A 21,389-nucleotide genomic window follows, 5' to 3' on the forward strand; every position below is an offset into this window, starting at 1 on the left:
GCACCAGCTGGCCTTGCGGGCCACGTGGCAGCAGGGGGTCCCGGAACGGCGGGATCCCGCTGGCTGAGCCCGAACCGCCTCTCGCCCCTGACACCCGCGGGCGCTGCGGCCCTCGCCGGGCGCCACACGCTGCTGGTCGGACTTGTCGGTGGGCAGGACTTCTTGATCTCCGCGGACGAGTGGCGGCGCCTGGCTCAGTGCCTTCAGCGGGCAGGTGTGCGGCATGAGCTGACCGACTACCCCCAGGCCGAGCACGGCTTCCTGGGCGAAGGCCGCCCCGCAAGCTAAGGCGCGAGTGCATCTGGTGACGCTTGGCAGAGGATGCTCAAGGCTCTGGCCCAACTGTCGCGCGGAGGATGACATGGTGGTTGTCGGCTGTGGTGGGTGAGCATGCCGTAGCCGCTCGTTGATGGCCGCAGCGAGCACGGTCGATTCGTAGCGGACCGCGAGCTTGTCGCCTCTCGTGGCTAAGACTCGGTAGCACTTCATGTGAGTTCTGACGTCATCGGTCAGCCAGTTGTAGGAGGATCCGGTCGTTCTGGCTTCGGCTGGTAAGCGGCTATGCCGGACAATCGAGGCCGCAGTGGCTGATTTGGTCTGTTTCGGGCGGGCTGTGTGGAAGGTAGCGTCCGGCCCGATGTTGCCCCAGCGTTCGTGTGAGCGTAAGGAGACCGCCCGTGCCCAGCATCTTCATGAACAGCACGTCGACCGGCCCGTACATGTTCATCCACGAGGTCACCGGCACCTACCTGGAGACCGACAACTACAACGACAACATCGGACAGGCCGTGCAGATCTGGAACCTCGATCCGGTCCAGAAGGACAAGGGTCTGCTGGGGCACCTCTGGCACATCGAGGCCGCTCCCGAAAGCGGGTACTTCCTGATCAAGAGCTACGAGAACGGCCACTGCCTCACGGCGGGCAGCAGCGCCTCCGACTACCCCCGCCTCCAGCAGTCCGACAAGAGCGCGAAGCAGCAGTGGCAGCTGCTGCGGGTGCACGGCAGTGACGCCATCGCCCAGGACGCCGACAGCTACGCGCTCATACCGAGGGCCTACCCGGGCTACGCACTCGCCCTGCAGGGCAACCGTCAGTTCAACGACGTCTACGTGGTGCCGACCTCGATGTGGGGCACGTCCCCCTCGCTCTCCCAGTACTGGAAGGTCGCCCTGAAGTCCGAGAAGACGGAGTCCGCACCTGACGCATAGCCTGACGGCCGAGTGTCGGGGCGGGGCAACCCCCGCCCCGAACTGGCAGCGCTGACCGGTGACATAGCGAAGCCCAACGGTTGCCCAAGCGGGTCGTCCAGGCCGCGTCGGGCACGGCGGCTTGCGATGATCCGCGGAGTGCCAGTCAGGTGTCACCGCAAGATGCTTTGGTTCTCTGCTCGGGACTGGTTCATCGACGCTCGATGTGGTGGACCATCAGTGCGATCTGGACCCTGTTGGTGAGGTCCAGTTTGGTGAGGATGTTCGAGACGTGGGTCTTCACTGTGGGGATGCTCAGGTACAGGGCAGCCGCGATTTCCGCGTTCGTCTTGCCCTGACCGATGGCGCGGGCGACTTCAAGTTCCCGCTCGCCGAGTGCTGCCAGGCGTGAACCGGCGGCCTCGGCAGGGTGGTTGTGGCCGGATCCCGTCTTCACCTGGCCGATCAGTTGCAGGGTCACGGCAGGTGATAGGACCGGTTCACCGGCCGCGGCCTTGCGTACGGAATCGATCAGGGTCGCGGGCGGAGTGTCCTTGAGGAGAAAGCCCGCCGCGCCCGCCTGCAGGGCGCGCAGTACATGCTGGTCGGTGTTGAAGGTCGTGAGCATCACGATCTGCGGCGCGTTCGGGCGCCGGGTCAGTGCCTGGGTGGCGGCGATGCCGTCCATGGTCGGCATCCGGATGTCCATGAGCAGTACATCGGGGCGGTGCTGGGCGATCAGTGGGAGCACCTCGCTGCCGTCACCGGCTTCTGCCACGACCTCCAGGTCGGGGGCACTGCCGATGATCATGCGTAGTCCAGCGCGGACCAGCGGGTCGTCGTCCACCAACAGGATCCGGACGGGGGCCGGGTTCATGCGGGCTCCTTCACGGCGGGAGGCCGGTGGGCGGGTGAGGACAGCTGAGTCGTCGCGTCCCATGGCAGCCACGCGCTCAGCCGGAACTCCGTGCCATGGCGGTAGGTGAGCCTGCCGCCGGCCAGGGAAGCCCGCTCCATGAGGCCTCTCAGGCCCTGTCCGCCGCCGGGGATCGGCACGTTCGCACCGTTCGGTGGCACTGGATTGGCGACCTCGATCGTCAGGCCGTGCGGGGGGCGACCGTGGACAGTGATCGTCACGGGGGCGTTCGGGGCGTGCTTGCGTGCGTTGGTCAGTGCTTCCTGCACGATGCGGTACGCGGTACGGCCGGTGGCCGGGGGGACGTCGGTCGCGGCAGGAGCCGCCAGCTCCAACTGAGCCCGCATTCCCGCCTGCTGTGCTTCGGCGACCAGTTGCGGCAGGTCGATGAGCGTGGGCTGCGGCCTGTCGGCGCCCGACGTGGTCAGCGATGAGGCACGCAGTACGCCGATGATCTCGCGCAGATCCTCCAGGGCCTGGTGCGCACTGTCCCTGATCACCCCCGCCGCTCGCTGGACATCGGCGGCGGGAGCATTCGGAGCCACCTCCAGGGCGCCGGCATGAATACTCAGGAGCGACAGCCGGTGGGCGAGAACATCGTGCATCTCGCGGGCGATGTCCTCCCGGGCATGCTGTTGCGCCTGCTCGGCGCGGAGCACGGCCTCGCGCTCCGCCTGGGCGCTGCGCTCACCGCGGGCGGCGGCCAGCAGGCCCCATCCGACCACCGCGGTGATCAGGGTGATGCCGAGCAGGGCGGCGATGGCGTCCGGCACCTGGACGCCGACGCCGATCAGGCCCCGCTCCGCCAGCGCCAAGGGCACTGGGAGCAGCGCGAGGGCCGCCGCCCACGCCGTCGTACGCCATGGCCGGTACGCGGCGACGGCATACAGCGCCGCCAGCGCGGCCGGCGCCAGCGCGGAGACGGCCATCGCCGTCGGCAGTAGAACCATAGCGATCAGGACCGGGCAGCGACGGCGCCACCACAGCAGCAGAACGCCCGCCAACGCCACCGCCGGGAAGGCCGGGAGCAGCGATGCAAGGTGCGGGAGGCGGCTCGCGAGGCTCGGGTACGCCGAAAAGCTCTGGCTCCAGCCCGTGGATGCGGCGCAGACGAGCGCGCCCGTGACCACCACGACGGCCAGATCGGTACCTCGCTCCCGCGAGAGAAAATGACGCATATCCACCGAATGTAAACGACCGGCAGACCTTCACGGGACGACGGAAGCACTGCTCCTGCTATCCGAGACTTTGGGATGAGTGCTGCCGATACCTTGGTCGTACCGCCCCGTCCCTTCGCACGATCAACCTCCTGGCCTGCGCGAATAGCGTCGACGACAGCAAATGCACCCCCGCAACCCAGGAGGTCGGACCCCCATGAAGTGCAACATCTGGCTGCTGATCGTCGGCATCACGCTGGCTGTGACTGGATACACCGGCGCGTACAGCACCTTCTACCCGTCCATCGACGCCCTGTGGTCGTACGACACCTACGCCTGGCGCCTGGTTCTCTTCGCCGCCGGTGTCTTTGCGATCCACTGCTCGCTGCGCTCCGCCGCCCCGGCCGCCCACCAGGAGATGCAGGGCTGATGACGAAGCACCGCGCCTCGCGCCGCAAGACGCTCACCGCGGCGCTGTCAGCCGCAGCGTCCCTGGCCCTCGTGCTCACCGGTTGCTCGATGGAGACGGTCTCGCCCAAGGACGCCCGGGCCAAGCCCGTCCAGCAGGGCATGGCCGCACCGGACGCAGTGAACTGCGCCAAGGCCGAGTGCATCGCCCTGACCTTCGACGGCGGCCCTGGCCCGTACACCGCGAAGCTCCTCGACGTACTCAAGGAGAAGGACGTGCCCGCGACCTTCTTCCTGCTCGGCAAGAAGCACATCGACCGTCACCCCGATCTGGTCCGCCGCATCGCGGACGAGGGCCACGAGGTCGCCAACCACACCTGGACCCACCCGCGCCTGACCGAGGTGGACGCCGGGCAGGTGCGGGAGGAGCTGGAGCGGACCCAGCGGGAGCTGGTGAAGCTGACGGGGAAGGAGCCCACTCTCATGCGCCCGCCGCAGGGACGTACCGACGAAGACGTAGCCAAGATCTGCAAGGAACTCGGTCTCGCGCAGATCCTGTGGAGCACCACCGCCAAGGACTACTCCACCAACGACTCCGGCCTGATCAAGGAGCGCACCCTGGGACAGGCGGACCGCGACGGCATCATCCTGCTCCACGACATATACAAGGGCACCGTGGCCGCGGTGCCCGGCATCATCGATGAGCTCAAGCAGCGCGGCTACACCTTCGTCACCGTGCCGCCGCTGCTCGCTCCGGGCACCGCCGAGCCCGGAAAGGTGTACCGATAGGGCCAGGGGGCGCTGAAGGGGTGCTGCGGGCAGACCTGACCGTGTGGGCTGGGAGCGGGGATGGTGGCCGCATACGCGAGGTACCCGAAATATTATGAGCGAGGGTTGATCATCGGGTACCTGGCCTGCGCGTCCCGGCTCTGCGCTGGTCCTCTTTGCGCCGCCCGTCGATTCTGGTCCTCCCTCTGCGCAACATGCCAAAGGGGAAAGCCGCCGTGGCACTGCAGATGGCCTTCACTGCCCTGGCGCCTCTGCAGGTGAACTGGGGGCAGCTCCCCTGGGCGGTTTTGCCCGCGTTCGTCGGCTACGCGACGCTACGGCGAATTCGCAAGTACTACGTGTCCTGCTTCGTGATCGATGAGCAGCGCGCGCCGGTGTCCGCTGCGATTTCCCGTGCGGCCTGGAGGTGCGCAGGAAGTGCCTTGCGCCTCTCCATGCCCGAGAAGCTGACCAGCTCCGGCGCGTGCGGGACGGCCTGCTTCTGCGGCCCCGTCCCGGTGATGATCTGGCTTATCGCGTCATGGGACTCAGGTAGTCCGGCCTCCCCCGCGAGGCAGCCGTTGGTGCCGAGAGGTACGGACGGCACGTCGGGCGCATCAGCCTCAGCAGCAGCACCCGCGCCTCACGGACCTACGTCTTGGTCAGCACCACGTCCAGCAGCTACGGCGGGAACGCCTCGGTCAGATTCCCGAGCGCCCCTGGTCGACCAGTTACCGGACACCGCCCCTGGTATCCGTTCAACTGCCAACTCCACGCAAAGTAGAGGGCATTGCTGTTAAAGAGTTCACGGGAGTTCGACTACGGACGGTACGCTCAGCAACTCGTACGGTAATGGAACTCAAGGGGATGGCAGAGTCGCATGTCTGGCAGTCAGCCGCGTATTCCGCCCGCAATGCTCGTAGAACTGCTGGGCAGGGATGCTGAGTTGACGGACCTGCTGCCCATGGCGCGAGGGGGTCCGTTGGTGACGGTGGTGGGTCCCGCGGGGGTGGGGAAGAGCAGGTTCGCCACCGAGGTCGCCACCCGGCTCGCTGGTGAATTCGCTGACGGGGTACGGGTGGTGTCGGTGGATGCCATGTCTGGAGCGGATCAACTCGCAGCAGCTTTCGTCCACGTGGCGGGCCTCGATCCTGGTGAGGCGTCCTCCGTGCAGGTCTGTGCGAGCCTTGCCGAGCGGGAGTTGCTGCTGCTCCTGGACGGGTGCGAGCATCTGATCGCAGAGTGTGGTGCCTGGTTGCAGGCGCTCCTGCCGGCGGCTCCGAAGCTGCGGGTTCTGGCCACGAGCCGCCAGGCTCTCGACCTCTGGCAGGAACGAAAGTATCCGCTGGAGCCGATGGACCTGCCGGACGTGGGCGCCCAGGGGTCATCGCTCAGTGAAGCGCCGTCCGTGCAGGTCTTCGCGTACTACGCGGCCATGGCCGATCCGGCCTTCCGGCTCGACGACCGTTCCGCAGCGGATGTCGCCGAGCTGTGCCGCCGCCTTTCGGGGCTGCCGTTGGCGCTTCAACTGGCTGCTTCCCGCGCGGGTTCGTTCACGGTCAGTCAGCTCCTCGACCGCCTGGACGGCTGGGGAGCCTTGCGCAGGGCCACTGCCGCACCCGCCCACCATCAGAGTCTTAACGACGCGCTGGCCTGGAGCTTCCGCCTCTGCACGGCTGAGGAAAGGTTGCTGTGGAGCCGCCTCTCCGTGTTTGTCGGCCCCTTTACCCTCGCGATGGTGGCAGAGGTCTGCGGCGATGAAAGGCTGCTTCCCTCGGACCTCCTGCGCGACGCGCTGGATGGGCTCGTGCGCCGCTCCGTGCTTCAGGATCACGGCAATGGCTCCTACCGTCTGCTCGCGGTACTCAGGGAGTACGGAGCCACGCATCTGGCGCGCAGCGAGGAGGCAACGGCATCCCGACTGGCCCGTAGGTCATGGGCGTTGCGGATGGCCGGCGCCGCGCAAGCAGGGTGGCGGAGCGGCCAGCAGGTCGAGTGGGTGCGCCGGATGACCGACCACTGGGATGAGTTGGAGTCCGTGGTGGAGGAGTCCCTGCTCGATCCGGAAGGCGGCGAGGGCGTGCTGACGCTCCTCACCGACCTGTGGTTTCTGTGGGTGGCCGGCGGCCGTATGCGAGAGGGACGCCACTTCCTCGAAGCGGCCCTCGCCGTGGAGAGGGAACCCACCCCGGCGCGGGCACGCGCGCTGTGGGTGTGCGCATGGCTGGCGCTGCTCCAGGACGATCTGACGGCTGCCCACACCCTGCTGCCGGAGATGGACCAAGCCATGGAAGGTCCTGCCGACGACGCCGACCGGGCATACGCCTGTTATGTGCACGGTGCGCTCGCCACCCTGGCCTACGACACCGACGTAGCCACGGAACACCTTCGAGATGCACTCGAACTCATGCCGGAGGAGGCGCCCTTCGGTCCGGGAGCCGACATGATCAGGTTGACCAGCGCGGCCGCCCGGTCCCGCACGAAGCCGGAGGTGGCCCGCCGCGCCGCCCTTGCCATTCAGAAGAGCTGCCGTCGCCGGTCGGACGGTTGGAACGCGACCTGGGGCGACTATGTGCTGGCGATCGTCGACCTGATGAGCGGGGAGGTCGATTCGGCCGAGAAGCACGCGAGAGCGGCGCTGAAGGTACGTCAGGAGTACGGCGACCCGTACGGCATGGCCGTCGTGGCCCATGTCCTGTCCGGCATCATGGCGGCCCGGCCGGGACAGGAGCAGTTGGCAGCCGAGCTGGAGGGCGCGGCCAGTGCACTCCGTAAGGAGCACGGCATGTCCCTGCGCGCCACCCGCTACTACTGGAAAGAACACCAGCAGACCGTGGACCGGCTCTTCGCCACCCTGGGGGATGCGCGCTACGAGCAGTCCTACCAGGCGGGGGCGGGCCAGTGTATCGATCGGCTTCTGGGGGATCCGCTGGTGGAATGACTCCTCGGAGGTCGCGCGCGTATTCCCGTCGGGAGGCGTCGAGCGATTCTGATGGCAAGTGAGGCTGGTCCTGGCGACACAGTGCGGGGTTCGTATGCGCAATTCCACTGAGCCGGACGAGTGGTAACCGATCATCATTATTTTGATGGAGGGTGGCTTTGTGCTGTCTTGAGCGCTCTTGCATGTACATCTCTCCAGGCAAGCGGAGAGTCCGTACGAGAGGTTGAGCATGCAGCGTCCAAGAGGCCGCCCCATCGCGCGGGCGGCCATGACAGCGGGGGTGGTGGCCGTCAGCGGGCTGCCCACCATGGGGGCGACGTCGGCAGCAGCACCCGTCATCGACGTCGCGGTATCCGTGGTGAAGGACGGAGGCGGCAACTTCACCGGCTCCGACGGACCGGGGCTCGACTCGAGCGCCACGAACGGCGTGGTGCGAACGAACGACACCGTCCAGTACAAGGTCGATGTCAACGTCATCGGCGGCACCGCCACCAACGAGACGTTCACCGTGAATGCCCCGCCGAACACCGAGTGGCTGCAGCTGCCGAATGAGTGCACCGGTGCCGGGTCGAAGATCGACGGCGCCAAGCTCATCTGTAATCTCGGCAGTCTGACCAACAAGACGCAGAGCGTTCCGGTCATGCTGCGGGTCACCGGCAAGGCGAAGAACGGCGACACGATCCCGGTCTCGGCCACGGTCAGCGCGGACAATGCCCCCTCGAAGACCGCGGCGGCCAAGCCGGTGACGGTCTCGGCCGCGCCCAAGCTGGACCTGAGCAAGAAGGACGGCGGTTTCACCCAGTCCGTGGCCACCGGCAAGGACGGGTCGAAGGGCGTCGTCTACCAGTTCCCGGTCACCGTCCAGGTCAAGCCGCAGGACGACCCCTCGCACCCGGCGAAGCTGGGCGCCGAGGCCGTGACGTCGCCCATCAGCTTCACCGACGACATCTCCAAGCTCCTGGCCGGCGGCGCCTCACCGGGCGCGCTGCTCTATGACTGGGGTCCGGAGCCCGCGTGCGCTCCGCAGACGGGCGCTGGCTACATGCCGTTGGGCAAGGGCGGCACGGCGAACGCGGTCAGCGACAGCGGCACGTTCTCCTGCAGCCAGCCGGGCGCGGGCCAGAACATCGGTGTGACCATCGCGGGTGCGGACACCAGCGCCATGCACCTGCCCACCAAGGCCTCCAACGGCACGGCGCTGCCCGCGAACTCCGGTTACGTGGTCGCCGGGAACATTCGGATCTGGATCCCGCAGAAGGACATCGACGCGGCCGGCAAGAACGCACCCGGCGGCAGCGTCAAGGTCACCAACGCCTACACGAACTTCGACCCCACGAGCGTCTCGGGCCAGTCCAACTACGGCCCGGACGAAGAGCCGTTGGCGAACAACGAGTACGTCACCAACCTCATCGTCGCCGGTGATGCCGGCCTCGCGAAGCGATACGAGGGCATCGACGGCGGCACCCCGGGCACCGCGGCCGCCCCGCACTCCGGCGACGGCTTCGTCACCGCAAGCGAGCGGATCCGCAGCCGGGTCGACGCCAACAACAAGACCTCGACCGACATCGCCTCCCTGACGGCGTGCGACACCTTCGACAACAAGGTGCAGACGATCGTCTCGTACAACGGGAAGTACTCCTTCGCCACCAACACCGGCTACGGGGTGAAGATCCAGTACGCGGCCGCGAACTGGAGCGGCCCCGACCAGATCCAGAAGGCGACCTGCGACGACGCGGACGGCCCCTGGTTCGACGACCCGACAAAGGTCCCCGGCGGCGCCGCCGCAGTCGGCAAGGTCCGCTTCGTCGGCACGCTCGGCGGACTCAAGCAAGGCTTCTACTACACCAACCTGCAGATCAAGAGCGGCCAGCCAGACGGCACCCGGGTCCGCAACTTCGGACACCTCAAGACCACCAAGTGGTCGCACGACGGCGGCGACGCGGACGAGGCCACCGGCCTGGCCGCGGACCGAGTGACCATCACCGGCGCGCTGGTGAGGGTCAAGAAGAAGCTGGTCGAGCCGGGCACCACGCCCTCCACCACCCCGGACAAGCCCAGCTACCAGATCACCGCGGGCGGCAGCGCGACCTACGCGCTCTACCCGAGCCTGACCTCCAAGGCCACCGGCGCGGCCACCGAGGACGTGACGGTCACCGACATCCTGCCGGAACACATCCAGTACGCGGGCGACCCGTCGATCGCCCCGAAGTCCGTGACGCCCAACGCGGACGGCACCACCACCATCGTCTGGGTCCTCAAGGACCGCAAGGTCAACGAGGACATCGCGCCGATCACCTTCAAGGTCAGGGCCAGCTCGCTGGCCCCGGAAACCTCCGTGGTCAACCAGGCGATCGCCGCCACACCGACCGACGCCAGCCCCGAGCAGCAGCGCAAGGCGACCTCCACCCTGCAGATCGCGCACGGCTCCGCCCTCGCGGTGGAGAAGACCGCGCCGGTCCCCGTCGAGATCGCCGGCGACAAGCTCGCCTACGAGATGACCCTGGCCAACCGCAGCGCACGCCCCATGACCGGCATCGACGTCATCGACGTACTGCCGTACAACGGTGACGATCGCACCCCGGCCACCAAGTTCGACGGCACGGCCGGACTGGCCGCAGCTCCCCAGGTGGCCTCCGGTGCGACACTGACATACACCAGCGCGGACCCGTCGAAGATCAACCTGGACCCGAAGGACGGCTCCAACGCAGCCGGTGGCGCCACCCGTTGGTGCACCGAAGCCCAGCTGGGCTCGAGCGGCTGCCCGACGACTCTGGCCAAGGCCACCGGGTTCCGGATCCTGTGGCCGGGACCGCTCGCAGCGGGCGCCAGCGAGAAGTACGCCCTTCAGCTGGCCACCAAGGGAGCCAAGAACGGCAACGTCTACACCAACAAGTTCGGAGCCCGCAGCAACGGCCTCGCCCTGCCGGTCCAGTCCGGCGACGCCACGGTCAAGGTGGTGGCAGGCTCGCTCGGCGACTACTTCTGGTACGACGCCAACGGCGACGGAATCCAGGACGCGGACGAGAAGCCCGTCGCGGGAGCCAAGGTCGAGGCCAAGTCCAGCGACGGGACCACGCTGACCACGACCACGGACGAGAACGGCAAGTACCTGTTCGAGGGCCTGCGCCCCGGCGACTACACGGTCACGTTCCACAACCCCGCCCCGGACAAGCACGAGTTCACCACCCAGGAATCGGGCGACGCGGCCAAGGACTCCAACGCCGACACCGACGGCGTCACCCGACCGGTCACGCTGAAGGCCGTGCAGGACGACGACGGCACGCTGACAGCAGTAACCCACGAGCGCACCGTCGACGCCGGCCTCAAGCCGAAGCCCAAGCCGACGGACCCGCCCACCCCGACGGACCCGCCGGAACCCACAGACCCCCCGACCCCCACCGACCCGCCGACCCCCACGGACCCGCCGGAGCCCACAGACCCGCCACAGCCGACGGACCCCCCGGCCCCGACGGACCCGCCCTCTCCATCCACTCCGCCCGTCAGCCCACCGGTCACCCGTCCGGCCACCACCCCGCCGGTGATCCCTCCGGTCGGCCCCGAGCACCCCACCGACCCGCCCCACCTGGCCGAGACCGGATCCAACACCGGTGAGTACGTGGTCGGCGGCATCGCCCTGATCCTGTTCCTCGCCGGCGTACCCCTCGTGGTCCGCTTCCGGCGCCGCCCCCACTGAGGCGACGTCACGTGAACGACTGTGGGGCCCAGCAGCCTGGGCCCCACAGTCATGGATGGCGATCGGCATGCGTGAGACAGCTGCAGAGCTTGCTGTCGAACACACTGAATTTACCCCGGAGAGCAATCGGCTCTTCGTCTGCCTGGAACAGCTCTTGCTCCGGTGGAGGAGTTGTAGGTGCAGAGGACGCTCATGACGCGGCAGTGGGCTCAGCGGCTGTCCGTACCGAATGCCCCCGCCGTTGGTCATCCGAAGCCTCGACCTCGCCGCATGGATTTGGGTTAATTTGCATGAATATGCACTCTGGGTCGGCGAGTCCTCTGAGTCAGACCTCAGGAGTAGGGAATCTTTTCGATCATGCAAGATCCTTTCGATCGCATTCTCGCTTCCGTGGTGCCGTTGCCCGCAGTGACTGCCGAGCAGGATGCTGCCGAACTCTCCGACGCCGCTGACGGTGACACCGTGCCGCCTGGTGTCTCAGTGCAAGTTGGCGGCGCGGGTGAGGAGTTGGGTGGTGGCGTGGTGGCGGCTGTGGGGGTTCAGGAGGCGGCGCATGGTTTCAAGGCGGCGGGTGACGCGGGTGGAGCGGAGGGTGGGGTAGTCGTCGAGGAAGGTCTGCCAGTGGGTGAGGGCGGCGTCGAGGTGGCCTTGAGCGAGGAGGATCTCGGCGAGCCGGGCCCGGGTGAGAACGGAGGCTTGACGTTCGGTGGGGGTGCGTAGGCGCAGGGACGTGGTCAGTGCGCCGGTGGCGCCGGCCCGGTCGCCGAGGGTGGCCAGGGTCTGGGCGCGCTGGTAGTACAGGGCGCCGGCCGGGTAGTGGGCGAACGGGCCGGGGGTCGTGTTGTTGGCTTGCTCGTAGAGGTGCTCGGAGGTCGCCAGAGCGGCGAGAGCGGCGTGCTTGTCGTGGTGGGCCTGCATGACGGCCAGGTGGGCCTGGGCGTAAGCGGCGACGATCGGCGCGGCGTGGAGGGTGGCGTCTGCGGCACGCTGCGCGAGGTTGAGGACGGCGGGGGTGTGGTGGCCCAAGTCGTGGGCGTGCGCGGACATGGTGCGCAGCGCGATGGCGAAGGTGGCCGTATCGCCGGCCTCGGCGGCGAGTTGGGCGGCGGTGTGGTGATAGCGCTGGGCGAGAGCGTCCGCGCCACTGCCCGCGCACATGCTGCCGAGCAGCACGGTCAGCTGAGCGGCCCCGGACAGCAGGCCGCGGTGCACGGTCTCGGTGGCGGGGTCCTGCAGGTGCCCCATCACGTCATGGTGGAGGTAGGCGGCCAGCGCGGTGCGTACGTGGCCCGGCCCGTGGGCCTCGGCAGCCTCGGCGAAGACGCGGGCCATGCTCTGCATCTGCTCGACCTCAGCCCGACCCGCCCGGCCCGTGGCGCGGGGTAAGCCGGGGGGCGGCCCGGTGGGTGGGTTCTCGCGCGGCGGCCAGGAGGCGGGCATGGCCAGGGCGGCCAGGCTGTACAACCCCGCGCACAGAAGGTGGCGCCGACCGGGGTCGAGGTCGGCGCTCGTCAGTCGGGACAGTCGGCGCAACGGGTCAGCCTCCCAGGACAGGTCGAACACCTCGGCCGGGGCGCGGGACAGGCCCGCCTCAACCGCGCCGACGGGCCGCCGCAGGCGCCGGGAGAGCGCCTCCAGCAGTAGCGCCGGGACGGGTGGCCGGGGGGTGGTGCCGGCCAGCCAGCGCGAGACCATCGACCGGTCACAGGCTAGCTGCCGCCCGTGCTCGGTGGCCATCTGTCGTAGGGCCGCGGCGAGTTGGGCACCGTTCCACTCTGCCTCATGAAGTAGGGCCTGCAGGCGGGTGTTGGGCGCTTTTGGCACGTCCTGTCCTCCATGGATCCGGGCAGTGGGACCGCCCCCATCCGCATTTCACAAGCGCGCAATGTTGCACCGGTTGCACCGCATTTACTGCCTTTACCCCCTGTGTAGCCAGGGGCTGGGGCGGTGCACTGGTTGTACCCGGCATTTGCGCGCCGTCAACAACGAACGCAGTCTGCCGGGTTCGATCGACCGTGCCTGCCCTGGCCCCCAGCGAGAGGGAAATGCCCGATGAGTGCTTCAACCCGTGACCGCCCCGGCGTCACAGACCAGGCCGCCTGGAGTGATTCCCCTCTGGAGGAGGTGGACGCGGTGGACGTGCTCGCGACGATTCTGGATTCGGTCCGCGGTGAACTGCGCGCCCGGAAGCGGCAAGTTCCGCTGGAAGTGTTGGTCCGCCAGGCGTTGTCGGACCCTCCTCGTCGTGACGCGCTGGACGCGCTGCGCTGTGCGGACGGGGTGCGGGTGATCGCCGAGGTGAAGCGGGCCAGTCCTTCGCAGGGTGCCCTGTCTCCATCCGCGGATGCGGCCACACTGGCGGCCGCGTACCAGTGCGGAGGAGCCGCTGCCGTCAGCGTGCTGACGCAGCAGAGGTACTTCTGCGGCGATCTCTCTGACCTCGACGCGGTGCGCTCCGCAGTGGATATCCCGGTGCTGCGCAAGGACTTCATCATCGATGAGTACCAGTTGTGGGAGGCCCGGGCGCACGGCGCGGATCTGGTCCTGCTGATCGTCGCTGCTTTGGACCAGCCGACGCTTTCCACGCTGGTGGCGCGAGCCCATGCGATGGGGCTGACCGCGCTGGTCGAAGTCCATGACGCCGGCGAAGTGGAGCGGGCTCTCGATGCGGGTGCCCGGGTGATCGGGGTGAACGCCCGGGACCTGCACACCCTCCGGGTGCACTCTGGCCGTTTCGCCGAGCTAGCCCCCGGCATCCCGGACGATGTGGTGCGCGTAGCGGAGTCCGGAGTCCAAGGCGCCGCCGACGTCCGGGCCCTGGCGGCGGCGGGAGCTGACGCCGTGCTGGTAGGCACACATGTGGCGACCGCCCCCGATCCGCGAGACGCGGTGGCGCAGCTGGTGTCGGCTGGCAGGTGCGAGGCGGATTCGCTGCCTGCTGCACCGGAGGGCTGCCGTCCGCAGAGCGGCAGTGCCGGTGCGGGGCGCCTGTCATGGTGACGGGCCTCGAGAAGCGAGTGCGACCAGTTCCTCAGCTCGCGGATGTGTTCGCGGCAGCACGCGCGGAACGGCGTGCGGTGTTGATCGGATATCTGCCGGTCGGTTACCCCAGCGTCCGGGGATCGGTTGCGGCCATGGAGGCCATGGTCGAGGGCGGCGTCGATGTGGTCGAGGTTGGTCTGCCGCACTCCGACCCGGTGCTGGACGGCCCTGCCATCCGCTGTGCGGTCGAGGCCGCGTTGCGGGCAGGAACGTGCGTGGCACATGGATTTGAGGCCGTCGGTGCCGTCGCCGCGACCGGGACGCCGGCCGTGTGCATGTCCTACTGGAACCCCATCGCGCGCTATGGCGTTGAGCGCTTCGCTGACGATCTCGCCAGTGCCGGGGGCTGTGGGCTGATCGCCCCGGACCTGCCGCCAGGCGACATGGAGGGCTGGAGGGCGGCCAGTGACCGCAACGGGCTTGGCCGGGTCTTTTTGGCCGCGCACTCCTCCAGCCAGGAGCGTCTGTCGCTGATCTCCTCTGCCTGCCGGGGGTTCGTCTACGCCACCGGTGTCGCCGGGGTCTCCGGCAGCAGCGGGCTGGTGCCCGCCCAGACCCGGCGGTTGGTGGCCCGGCTGCGTCAAGTCACCGACCTCCCGGTGTGTGTCGGCATCGGCATCTCGGGCGCTGAACAGGCCGCCCAAGTAGCCGAGTTCGCGGACGGGGTGATCGTCGGCTCGGCGTTCGTGCGCAGGCTGCTGGACGCGCCCGATGAGCGCACTGGCATCCGTGCGGTGCGCGACTTCGCCGCCGACCTTGCCGCTGCTGTGCGGTCCGCCCCATCCCCTATCGCCAACTCCAGCCGAGGAGGCTACTCATGACCGCAATTGCCGAGCCCACCTGGCCCGGGCTGCTCACCGAGCTGCTGGCAGGCCGTGACCTGTCTGTCGACGGCGCCACCTGGGTGATGGAACAGGTGTTGCGCGGGCAGGCCGATCCGGCCCGTGTGGCCGGCTTCCTGGTGGCGCTGCGTGCCAAGGGGGCAACGTTCAGCGAGGTCGAGGGGCTGGTGGCGGCCATGGAACGCCATGCCGTGCCCGTCGCCGTCGAGGGCCCGACGGTGGACATCGTCGGTACCGGTGGTGACCACGCGAACACGGTCAACATCTCGACCATGGCCGCGATTGTGGCGGCCGGTGCGGGGGCGCGCGTCGTCAAGCACGGCAACCGGGCGGCCTCATCGGCCTGCGGGTCCGCCGATCTGCTGGAAGCACTCGGCGTCACGCTGGACCTGTCCGCCGAGCAGACCGCACGGAGTGTACGGGAGGCCGGCATCGCCTTCTGTTTCGCTCCGCTGTTCCATCCGGCGATGAAACACGCTGCCGCGACCCGCCGGGCCCTTGGCGTTCCTACCGTGTTCAACCTGCTGGGCCCGCTGACCAATCCGGCCCGGCCCCAGGCACAGGCAGTGGGGGTGGCCGACCCGGCCACCGGCCCTCTCCTCGCCGGGGTCCTCGCCCGGCGCGGCACCGCGGCCGTGGTCTTCCACGGGGACGACGGCCTGGACGAACTCACCGTCACCAGCACCTCAACGGTGTGGACCGTCACCGGGGGGCAGGTCCGACGCGAGCAACTCGAACCGCTCGATCTCGGCATCCCCCGCGCGGCCCTTGAAGATCTGCGGGGCGGTGGTCCGGCCCACAACGCAGGCGTTGCCCGCAGCTTGCTGTCCGGGGCAGACGGGCCCATCCGCGATGCCGTACTGCTGTCGGCCGCGGCCACCCTCGCCGTCACCGACCCCGCGGATACCGCCGCGAAGCCGATCACCGAGCGGCTTGCGGCACACCTGCCGTCAGCCGCAGCCGCCATCGACTCAGGAGCCGCCGCCGCACTCCTGGAGCGGTGGGTCACCACTACCCGCGTGCTCGCCACCCCGCTGGTCCCTACAACCTGAAGGCACCGCCATGCACATCGAGCATCCCCCAGAACTGACGTGGGTCAGCCGCCCCGCACAGCAGCAGCCGTGCTGGCCCGATCCGGTCTCCCTGCAGCACGTGCGGGATCAACTGGCCGCCAGTCCGCCGCTGGTACTGGCCCAGGAATGCGATCTGCTCACCCAGCGGCTGGCCGCCGCCTGCCGGGGCGAGGCGTTCCTGCTCCAAGGCGGCGACTGCGCGGAGACCTTCGCTCAGCTCGATGCCGCCACCATCCACAGCAAGATCACCACCTTGCTGCAGATGGCCACCGTCCTTAGCTATGGCGCCGCGCTGCCGGTGGTGAAGGTCGGACGCCTCGCCGGCCAGTACGCCAAACCGCGCTCCCAGCCCACCGAGACCCGCGACGGGATCACCCTGCCCGCCTACCGCGGAGACGCGGTCAACGCCCGGGAGTTCACACGAGCCGGGCGTACCGCAGATCCGCAACGGCTCCTGCACACCTATCAGGCGTCGGCGGCGACACTGAACCTGGCGCGATCCTTCCTGGGCAATGGGCTGGCCGACCTGCGCCGAGTCCACCTGCGCAACCAGGACTTCGCGGCCTGCTCCCCGTCGCATCCCCGCTATGCGGCACTGACCGGGCAGGTCGAGCAGGCCTTCAGGTTCATGGATGCCTGCGGGGCCACACCGCAGCGTGCGTACGCGGCTGAGTTCTTCGTCAGCCACGAGGGCCTGCTCCTGGACTACGAAGCCCCTCTGACCCGCGCCGGGCGCACGGCAGGCCCTCTCTACAACGTGGGCAGCCACATGCTGTGGCTAGGTGACCGCACCCGCGGCCTGGGACACGCGCACGTTGCGTACTTCGCCTCGATCCGCAACCCTGTCGCGGTCAAGCTCGGTCCGACCGCGACCCCCGACGACGCGCTGGCACTGATCGACAAACTCAACCCCGACCAGCAGCCGGGACGGCTCACCTTCATCACCCGCTTCGGGGCATCCCACGTACGCGACAAACTCCCCGGCCTGGTAGAGAAGGTCACCGCCTCCGGCAGCCCCGTCGTCTGGGTGTGCGACCCGATGCACGGCAACACCCAGGTGACCGCGGACAAGGTCAAGACCCGGGATGTCGACGACATCCTGGACGAAGTGACCGGCTTCTTCGAGGTCCACCGCGAACTCGGCACTCACCCCGGCGGCATCCACGTCGAACTCACCGGTACCGATGTCACCGAATGCCTCGGCGGCAGCCACCCCATCACCCCAGCCGACCTGCACAGCCGCTACGAGTCCGGCTGCGACCCTCGCCTCAACCACCGGCAAGCTCTCGACCTGGCCTTCCACGTCGCCGATCTCTGTCTGAGGCATCGCCCGCCGCAACCGGAGCAAGTCTCCCGTTCCGCACAGCCCAACCGGCCCGTCCCGCTCCAGCGACCGGCGAAAGGCGAGTTGCGATGACCCCGCCACAGCCCACCCCAGCCTCCCGGATCGAGCAGCTGCTCGCGCTCTCGGCGCCCCCTTTCGCGCTCCTGCGCCGCAGCGGATCCGACGGCGCACCCAGCCCCACGGTCGAACTGCTCACCGGGACCGTGCAAGAGATCGCCGCCCTTGGCGACATTGCACTGCCCGACCAGGCACCGGCCGCGGCGGCGCAGAGCGAGCAGCACGACGTGCTCGTTCTGGTGCCGTACCGGCAAATCAGCGAACGCGGCTTCGCCTGCCATGACGACCACACCCCCCTGCAGGTCCTCACCATCACCCACCAGCAGGCGCTGCCCCTCGATGAGCTCCTGCCGGTACTGCCGGACGTGGACGTGGACGTGCCCATGGAAGAACTCGCCGTCTTCCCGGACGACGAGGCCTACGCCGCTGTGGTCAAACGCGTCCTGGCCGATGAGATCGGCCGCGGCGAAGGCGCCAACTTCGTGATCCGCCGTGACATCACCACCCGCCTGCCCGGCTACACCCTGCGCACGGCCCTGGCCCTCTTCCGCCGTCTCCTGATCGCCGAACGAGGCGCCTACTGGACATTTCTCGTCCACACCGGCGAGCGCACCCTGATCGGCGCCAGCCCCGAAACGCACGTCCAGGTCGCCGGGAACACCGTGACCATGAACCCGATCAGCGGCACCCACCGCTACCCTCCCACCGGGCCTACCCGCCAGGCACTTCAGCGGTTTCTCACCGACCACAAGGAGCGGGAGGAACTCTCCATGGTCCTGGACGAGGAACTGAAGATGATGTGCAACATCGCGCACGATCAGATCCGTGTCACCGGGCCGTCCCTCAAGGAAATGGCGCACCTGGCGCATACCGAGTACACGATCCGCGGCCGCACCCGGCGCGACGTCCGCGACATTCTCAAGGACACCATGTTCGCCGCCACCGTCACCGGCTCACCGCTGGAGAACGCCTGCCGGGTCATCCAGCGCTACGAGCCAACCGGACGCGGCTACTACGCCGGCGCACTCGCCCTCATCGGCCGCGACCAGATCGGCCGGCGCACCCTGGATGCCCCCATCCTCATCCGCACCGCCGACATCGATCCCACCGGCCGACTCGTCATCCGCGTCGGCGCCACCCTGGTTCGCCACTCCACCCCCGAAGGCGAGGTCGCCGAAACCCACGCCAAAGCCGCCGGACTGCTCACCGCACTGTGCTCACGGCAACCCGCCCCCCAAACCCCCGCCCCCGCCCCCGCACGGCACTTCGCCGACGACCGCGACGTCCAGCGGACTCTGGCCGTCCGGCGCACCGCCCTGGCTCCGTTCTGGCTGGACACCACAGCCCACTCACACCCGGCCGGCCCGCACCAGCTGTCGATCCTGGTGGTGGACGCCGAAGACGCCTTCACCACGATGCTCACCCACCAACTACGCGCACTGGGCCACACCGTAGCCACCATCGGCCACACCGATCCCAGCCTGCCCCAGAAAGCGGCCGATCACAGCGGGCCGGTCATCCTGGGACCCGGCCCCGGCAACCCACTCAGTACCTCACCTTCCATGACCCGGCTGCGCCGACTCGCCGGACAACTCCTCACCGCACACCGCCCGGTGCTCGGCATCTGCCTGGGCCACGAGATCCTCGCCGACGCCCTCGGCCTGCCCCTCATCCGCAAGCCCCTGCCGTACCAGGGCGCCCAACTGACCATCGACCTCTTCGGTGCCCCTGAACGCGTCGGCTTCTACAACGCCTTCACCGCCCGCGCCGACGACACCCGCGCCGAGAACCTGGCGCGACACCACGGAGTCGAACTGAGTCGCGACCCTGCCACCGGGGACGTCCACGCACTGCGCGGACCCACGGTCGCCGGGGTCCAGTTCCACCCAGAGTCAGTCCTCACCCTGGCCGGCACCGCCATCCTCACCCGTCTCTTGGCCGGCATCTGCAATCCCTCGCCCCGCGATGAATAGCCGAAGGTGACGCAACATCGTTCACAGATATGGATCGTTCTGCGGTTGATCAAGCCGTCTCGGAGTGGGACTGATTCTGCAACATGAGCCAGCTCGCCGAACCGGCCACCGCCGTCGAACAGTTCGACTGCCCCACCTGTTCCGTGCCCGCCCGAAGCGCCTGCCGCACGCGCGGCGCGACGGCAAAGTCGCCCCCGAGTACCACCCCCCCGCGCTTCATGCTCCTACCCCAGTTCCGAGCCGAACTCGAGTGAAGATCCTCACAGACCGCGGGCCCGGGCCGCGCCGGGGAGCAGGGGCGGCAGCCCTCGTAGCGGCAATCCACTTGGTGAGCTGCCGATCGTTGCCCTCGGCGGGTTTGAGTAGGGCGGCGAATCAGCCTACGAGCGTGGCGAGTTCGGTCGTCTCCGGGCAGGCTGCGGTGACCTTCTCTAGCAGGATGGTCTCCTTCGGCCGCAGACGCTGAGGATCGGTGAGGAGGCAGCGCTGTACTGCGGGACACCGATGCGGCCAGGACACGGGCAAGACGAGCGGCCGCGCAGCCGCATAACTCCCGCGCCACCTCCGATATCTGGCCCGCCAGTCGCACCGTCCGACGCTGATGGCGCTCCAGTAGCCCCGGGACCTGCTCGCGAGAAGCCTGCCGTCGGCATCCCAGAGTCGGACACACCAGCCGCTTCTGCCAGCGAGGTGGTCGGCGACTGAATCACTTCGGGCAGCCATGCGCAGTCCTTTAATCCTGGAAGGTATGGCCGATCGACCGATGCGTCCGGGACCTACTGCCCCACACTGGAAAGAAGACCCAAAAGCGCCTTTACCGGTGTATTCACCACAGGAGACCGGACATGCCCGAGAACACCGAACCCCAGATGCCGACCCCGGCCCCTGAGCTGAAGAAGCTCGACTTCCTCGTCGGCACCTGGCGGATGGACGGCCGCACCGAGGACACCCCGATGGGGCCGGGCGCAGACATGACCTCCACCGAGACCTTCGAGTGGATGGAAGGCGGCTTCTTCCTGGTCCACCGCTGGGAGGGCGGCTTCGAGGTCGGCGGCCAGAAGATCGTCGACTCGGGCTACGAGTTCTTCGACTACGACGCCGAAAAGGGCCAGTACCGCAGCCACTACTTCAACAGCTTCGGCGCCTGGGACGACGCCGACAGCACCTACGTGGGCGACTTCGCCGGCGACTCCCTGGTGATGACCGGCCCGGCCCGGATGACCCGCACCCTCAACGCCGACGGCACCATCACCTGCGACTCGGACATGCCCGACGGCGAAGGCGGCTTCATCCCCTCCATGCGCGCCACCCTCACCAAGACCAAGTAGGGATCCAGGAGGAGCGCAAGCACCACCGGCACCTCGCCGACGAAAACGACACCGTGCCGACGACTGCCCCCGCCAGGACACCCCCTGGCGGGGCGTCGCCATTAGAGATCGTCGGCATCGTGAACGCCGCCAGCATGAGCATTTTCAACGCCGGGCAACAGTTGAGATAGGGCGCGTAGCGGGCGATGCCGCGGCGGAGGAACCGAGGCGTAGGCGCCGGCCCGGTCGCGGCAGATCGCCTCGATGCCCTCGCGGCCGGTGAGATGTCCCAGCTCCACTCGGCCGGACTCCCTGCCCGAGAGGACTTTGACATCACGGTCACATCCACTGGGCAGCACGGTTGCTACGGCGACCGGACCGGGCTGTCCTACGCGCGCCCCGTGGGTAGGGGAACGGCAGCAGGTGGCCGTCGACGGCGGCGACGAAGAAGTACCCCGGGCCACACCCCTAGGGGTGTGGCCCGGGGTACTTACGGTCGTTTGTAGTGACCTTGGGGTGGACGGGCGGAGCCTGTCGGGTATTGCGGGCCGGAGCTTCTGTGGCCGGTGAGGTGTCGGCCCTTCGGGTCTGTCTGGGGAGTGTTCGTCGTGGCCCAGGGGATCGGCAGGGTGCCGTGTGAGGGTCTGATGATCTGGTGGACCAGTCGGTTCAGCTGGTC

At 68.5% G+C, this 21,389-nt stretch carries 16 protein-coding genes; 12 read left to right on the forward strand and 4 right to left on the reverse strand.

The genetic code is table 11. The features are described from left to right. Positions 1-24: 24 nt before the first annotated feature. Positions 25-288 (forward strand): dienelactone hydrolase family protein, encoded by a 264-nt coding sequence (locus OG430_RS49625; protein ID WP_442816655.1) that lies wholly within the window; start codon positions 25-27, stop codon positions 286-288. Positions 289-677: 389 nt separating this feature from the next. Then, a complete protein-coding gene (locus OG430_RS42405; RefSeq protein WP_327357995.1) occupies positions 678-1,208 on the forward strand; it encodes an RICIN domain-containing protein in 531 nt (176 codons plus the stop codon). A gap of 190 nt (positions 1,209-1,398) precedes the next feature. Here the strand turns inward: OG430_RS42405 and OG430_RS42410 are convergent, their stop codons facing one another. Both OG430_RS42410 and OG430_RS42415 read right to left on the reverse strand, forming a co-directional pair. Further along, positions 1,399-2,064: a response regulator transcription factor gene (locus tag OG430_RS42410; protein ID WP_327357996.1), complete on the reverse strand. Its 666-nt coding sequence runs from the start codon at positions 2,062-2,064 to the stop codon at positions 1,399-1,401. Continuing rightward, the gene (locus tag OG430_RS42415) at positions 2,061-3,281 is read right to left on the reverse strand and encodes a sensor histidine kinase (RefSeq protein ID WP_327357997.1); all 1,221 of its coding nucleotides are present in this window, start codon (positions 3,279-3,281) and stop codon (positions 2,061-2,063) included. Before OG430_RS42415 ends, OG430_RS42410 begins: the two co-directional genes overlap by 4 nt. A 196-nt stretch (positions 3,282-3,477) precedes the next feature. On the opposite strand from OG430_RS42415, the gene OG430_RS42420 reads away from it, so the two are divergent. After that, positions 3,478-3,690, forward strand: a complete 213-nt coding sequence (locus tag OG430_RS42420; RefSeq protein ID WP_327357998.1) for a hypothetical protein — start codon at positions 3,478-3,480, stop codon at positions 3,688-3,690. Then, complete coding sequence (locus OG430_RS42425) at positions 3,690-4,457, forward strand: polysaccharide deacetylase family protein (protein WP_327357999.1); 768 nt, start codon at positions 3,690-3,692, stop codon at positions 4,455-4,457. Before OG430_RS42420 ends, OG430_RS42425 begins: the two co-directional genes overlap by 1 nt. A gap of 334 nt (positions 4,458-4,791) precedes the next feature. Here OG430_RS42425 and OG430_RS42430 read toward each other — a convergent pair whose 3' ends face one another. Beyond that, positions 4,792-5,043 (reverse strand): hypothetical protein, encoded by a 252-nt coding sequence (locus OG430_RS42430; RefSeq protein WP_327358000.1) that lies wholly within the window; start codon positions 5,041-5,043, stop codon positions 4,792-4,794. 306 nt (positions 5,044-5,349) lie between these two features. Between OG430_RS42430 and OG430_RS42435 the strand changes: the two genes are divergently transcribed. Next, a complete protein-coding gene (locus OG430_RS42435; RefSeq protein WP_327358001.1) occupies positions 5,350-7,377 on the forward strand; it encodes an ATP-binding protein in 2,028 nt (675 codons plus the stop codon). Positions 7,378-7,606: 229 nt separating this feature from the next. Beyond that, positions 7,607-11,071, forward strand: coding sequence for an SdrD B-like domain-containing protein (locus tag OG430_RS42440; protein ID WP_327358002.1), 3,465 nt, complete (start codon positions 7,607-7,609; stop codon positions 11,069-11,071). Between the two features lie 477 nt (positions 11,072-11,548). On the opposite strand, the gene OG430_RS42445 is transcribed toward OG430_RS42440, so the two are convergent. After that, on the reverse strand, positions 11,549-12,895 hold the full coding sequence (locus OG430_RS42445) for a hypothetical protein (protein WP_327358003.1): 1,347 nt from the start codon (positions 12,893-12,895) through the stop codon (positions 11,549-11,551). A 309-nt stretch (positions 12,896-13,204) separates the two neighbouring features. On the opposite strand from OG430_RS42445, the gene trpC reads away from it, so the two are divergent. The 6 genes from trpC to OG430_RS42480 all read left to right on the forward strand — a co-directional run bounded on the left by trpC (position 13,205) and on the right by OG430_RS42480 (position 20,731). Then, on the forward strand, positions 13,205-14,071 hold the full coding sequence (gene trpC, locus OG430_RS42450; RefSeq protein WP_327359454.1) for an indole-3-glycerol phosphate synthase TrpC: 867 nt from the start codon (positions 13,205-13,207) through the stop codon (positions 14,069-14,071). Continuing rightward, positions 14,065-14,934: a tryptophan synthase subunit alpha gene (gene trpA, locus OG430_RS42455; RefSeq protein WP_327358004.1), complete on the forward strand. Its 870-nt coding sequence runs from the start codon at positions 14,065-14,067 to the stop codon at positions 14,932-14,934. The genes trpC and trpA overlap by 7 nt, the downstream gene beginning before the upstream one ends. Continuing rightward, positions 14,931-16,007 (forward strand): anthranilate phosphoribosyltransferase, encoded by a 1,077-nt coding sequence (gene trpD / locus OG430_RS42460; RefSeq protein WP_327358005.1) that lies wholly within the window; start codon positions 14,931-14,933, stop codon positions 16,005-16,007. Before trpA ends, trpD begins: the two co-directional genes overlap by 4 nt. Before the next feature lie 10 nt (positions 16,008-16,017). Next, entirely contained in the window at positions 16,018-17,445 is a 1,428-nt protein-coding gene (locus OG430_RS42465; protein ID WP_327358006.1) for a class II 3-deoxy-7-phosphoheptulonate synthase, read from the forward strand. Then, entirely contained in the window at positions 17,442-19,403 is a 1,962-nt protein-coding gene (locus tag OG430_RS42470; RefSeq protein ID WP_327358007.1) for an anthranilate synthase family protein, read from the forward strand. The genes OG430_RS42465 and OG430_RS42470 overlap by 4 nt, the downstream gene beginning before the upstream one ends. Before the next feature lie 845 nt (positions 19,404-20,248). Beyond that, positions 20,249-20,731 (forward strand): DUF1579 family protein, encoded by a 483-nt coding sequence (locus OG430_RS42480; RefSeq protein ID WP_327358008.1) that lies wholly within the window; start codon positions 20,249-20,251, stop codon positions 20,729-20,731. The last annotated feature ends 658 nt before the right edge of the window (positions 20,732-21,389 follow it).

Source organism: Streptomyces sp. NBC_01304 (assembly GCF_035975855.1).
GTDB lineage: Bacteria > Actinomycetota > Actinomycetes > Streptomycetales > Streptomycetaceae > Streptomyces.

Bases quoted from the DNA above. Each gene is read 5' to 3' on its own strand.
- OG430_RS42410 (WP_327357996.1), bottom strand. From the start codon at position 2,064: ATGAACCCGGCCCCCGTCCGGATCCTGTTGGTGGACGACGACCCGCTG.
- OG430_RS42415 (WP_327357997.1), bottom strand. From the start codon at position 3,281: ATGCGTCATTTTCTCTCGCGGGAGCGAGGTACCGATCTGGCCGTCGTG.
- OG430_RS42420 (WP_327357998.1), top strand. From the start codon at position 3,478: ATGAAGTGCAACATCTGGCTGCTGATCGTCGGCATCACGCTGGCTGTG.
- OG430_RS42425 (WP_327357999.1), top strand. From the start codon at position 3,690: ATGACGAAGCACCGCGCCTCGCGCCGCAAGACGCTCACCGCGGCGCTG.
- OG430_RS42435 (WP_327358001.1), top strand. From the start codon at position 5,350: ATGCTCGTAGAACTGCTGGGCAGGGATGCTGAGTTGACGGACCTGCTG.
- OG430_RS42440 (WP_327358002.1), top strand. From the start codon at position 7,607: ATGCAGCGTCCAAGAGGCCGCCCCATCGCGCGGGCGGCCATGACAGCG.
- trpA (WP_327358004.1), top strand. From the start codon at position 14,065: ATGGTGACGGGCCTCGAGAAGCGAGTGCGACCAGTTCCTCAGCTCGCG.
- trpD (WP_327358005.1), top strand. From the start codon at position 14,931: ATGACCGCAATTGCCGAGCCCACCTGGCCCGGGCTGCTCACCGAGCTG.
- OG430_RS42465 (WP_327358006.1), top strand. From the start codon at position 16,018: ATGCACATCGAGCATCCCCCAGAACTGACGTGGGTCAGCCGCCCCGCA.
- OG430_RS42470 (WP_327358007.1), top strand. From the start codon at position 17,442: ATGACCCCGCCACAGCCCACCCCAGCCTCCCGGATCGAGCAGCTGCTC.
- OG430_RS42480 (WP_327358008.1), top strand. From the start codon at position 20,249: ATGCCCGAGAACACCGAACCCCAGATGCCGACCCCGGCCCCTGAGCTG.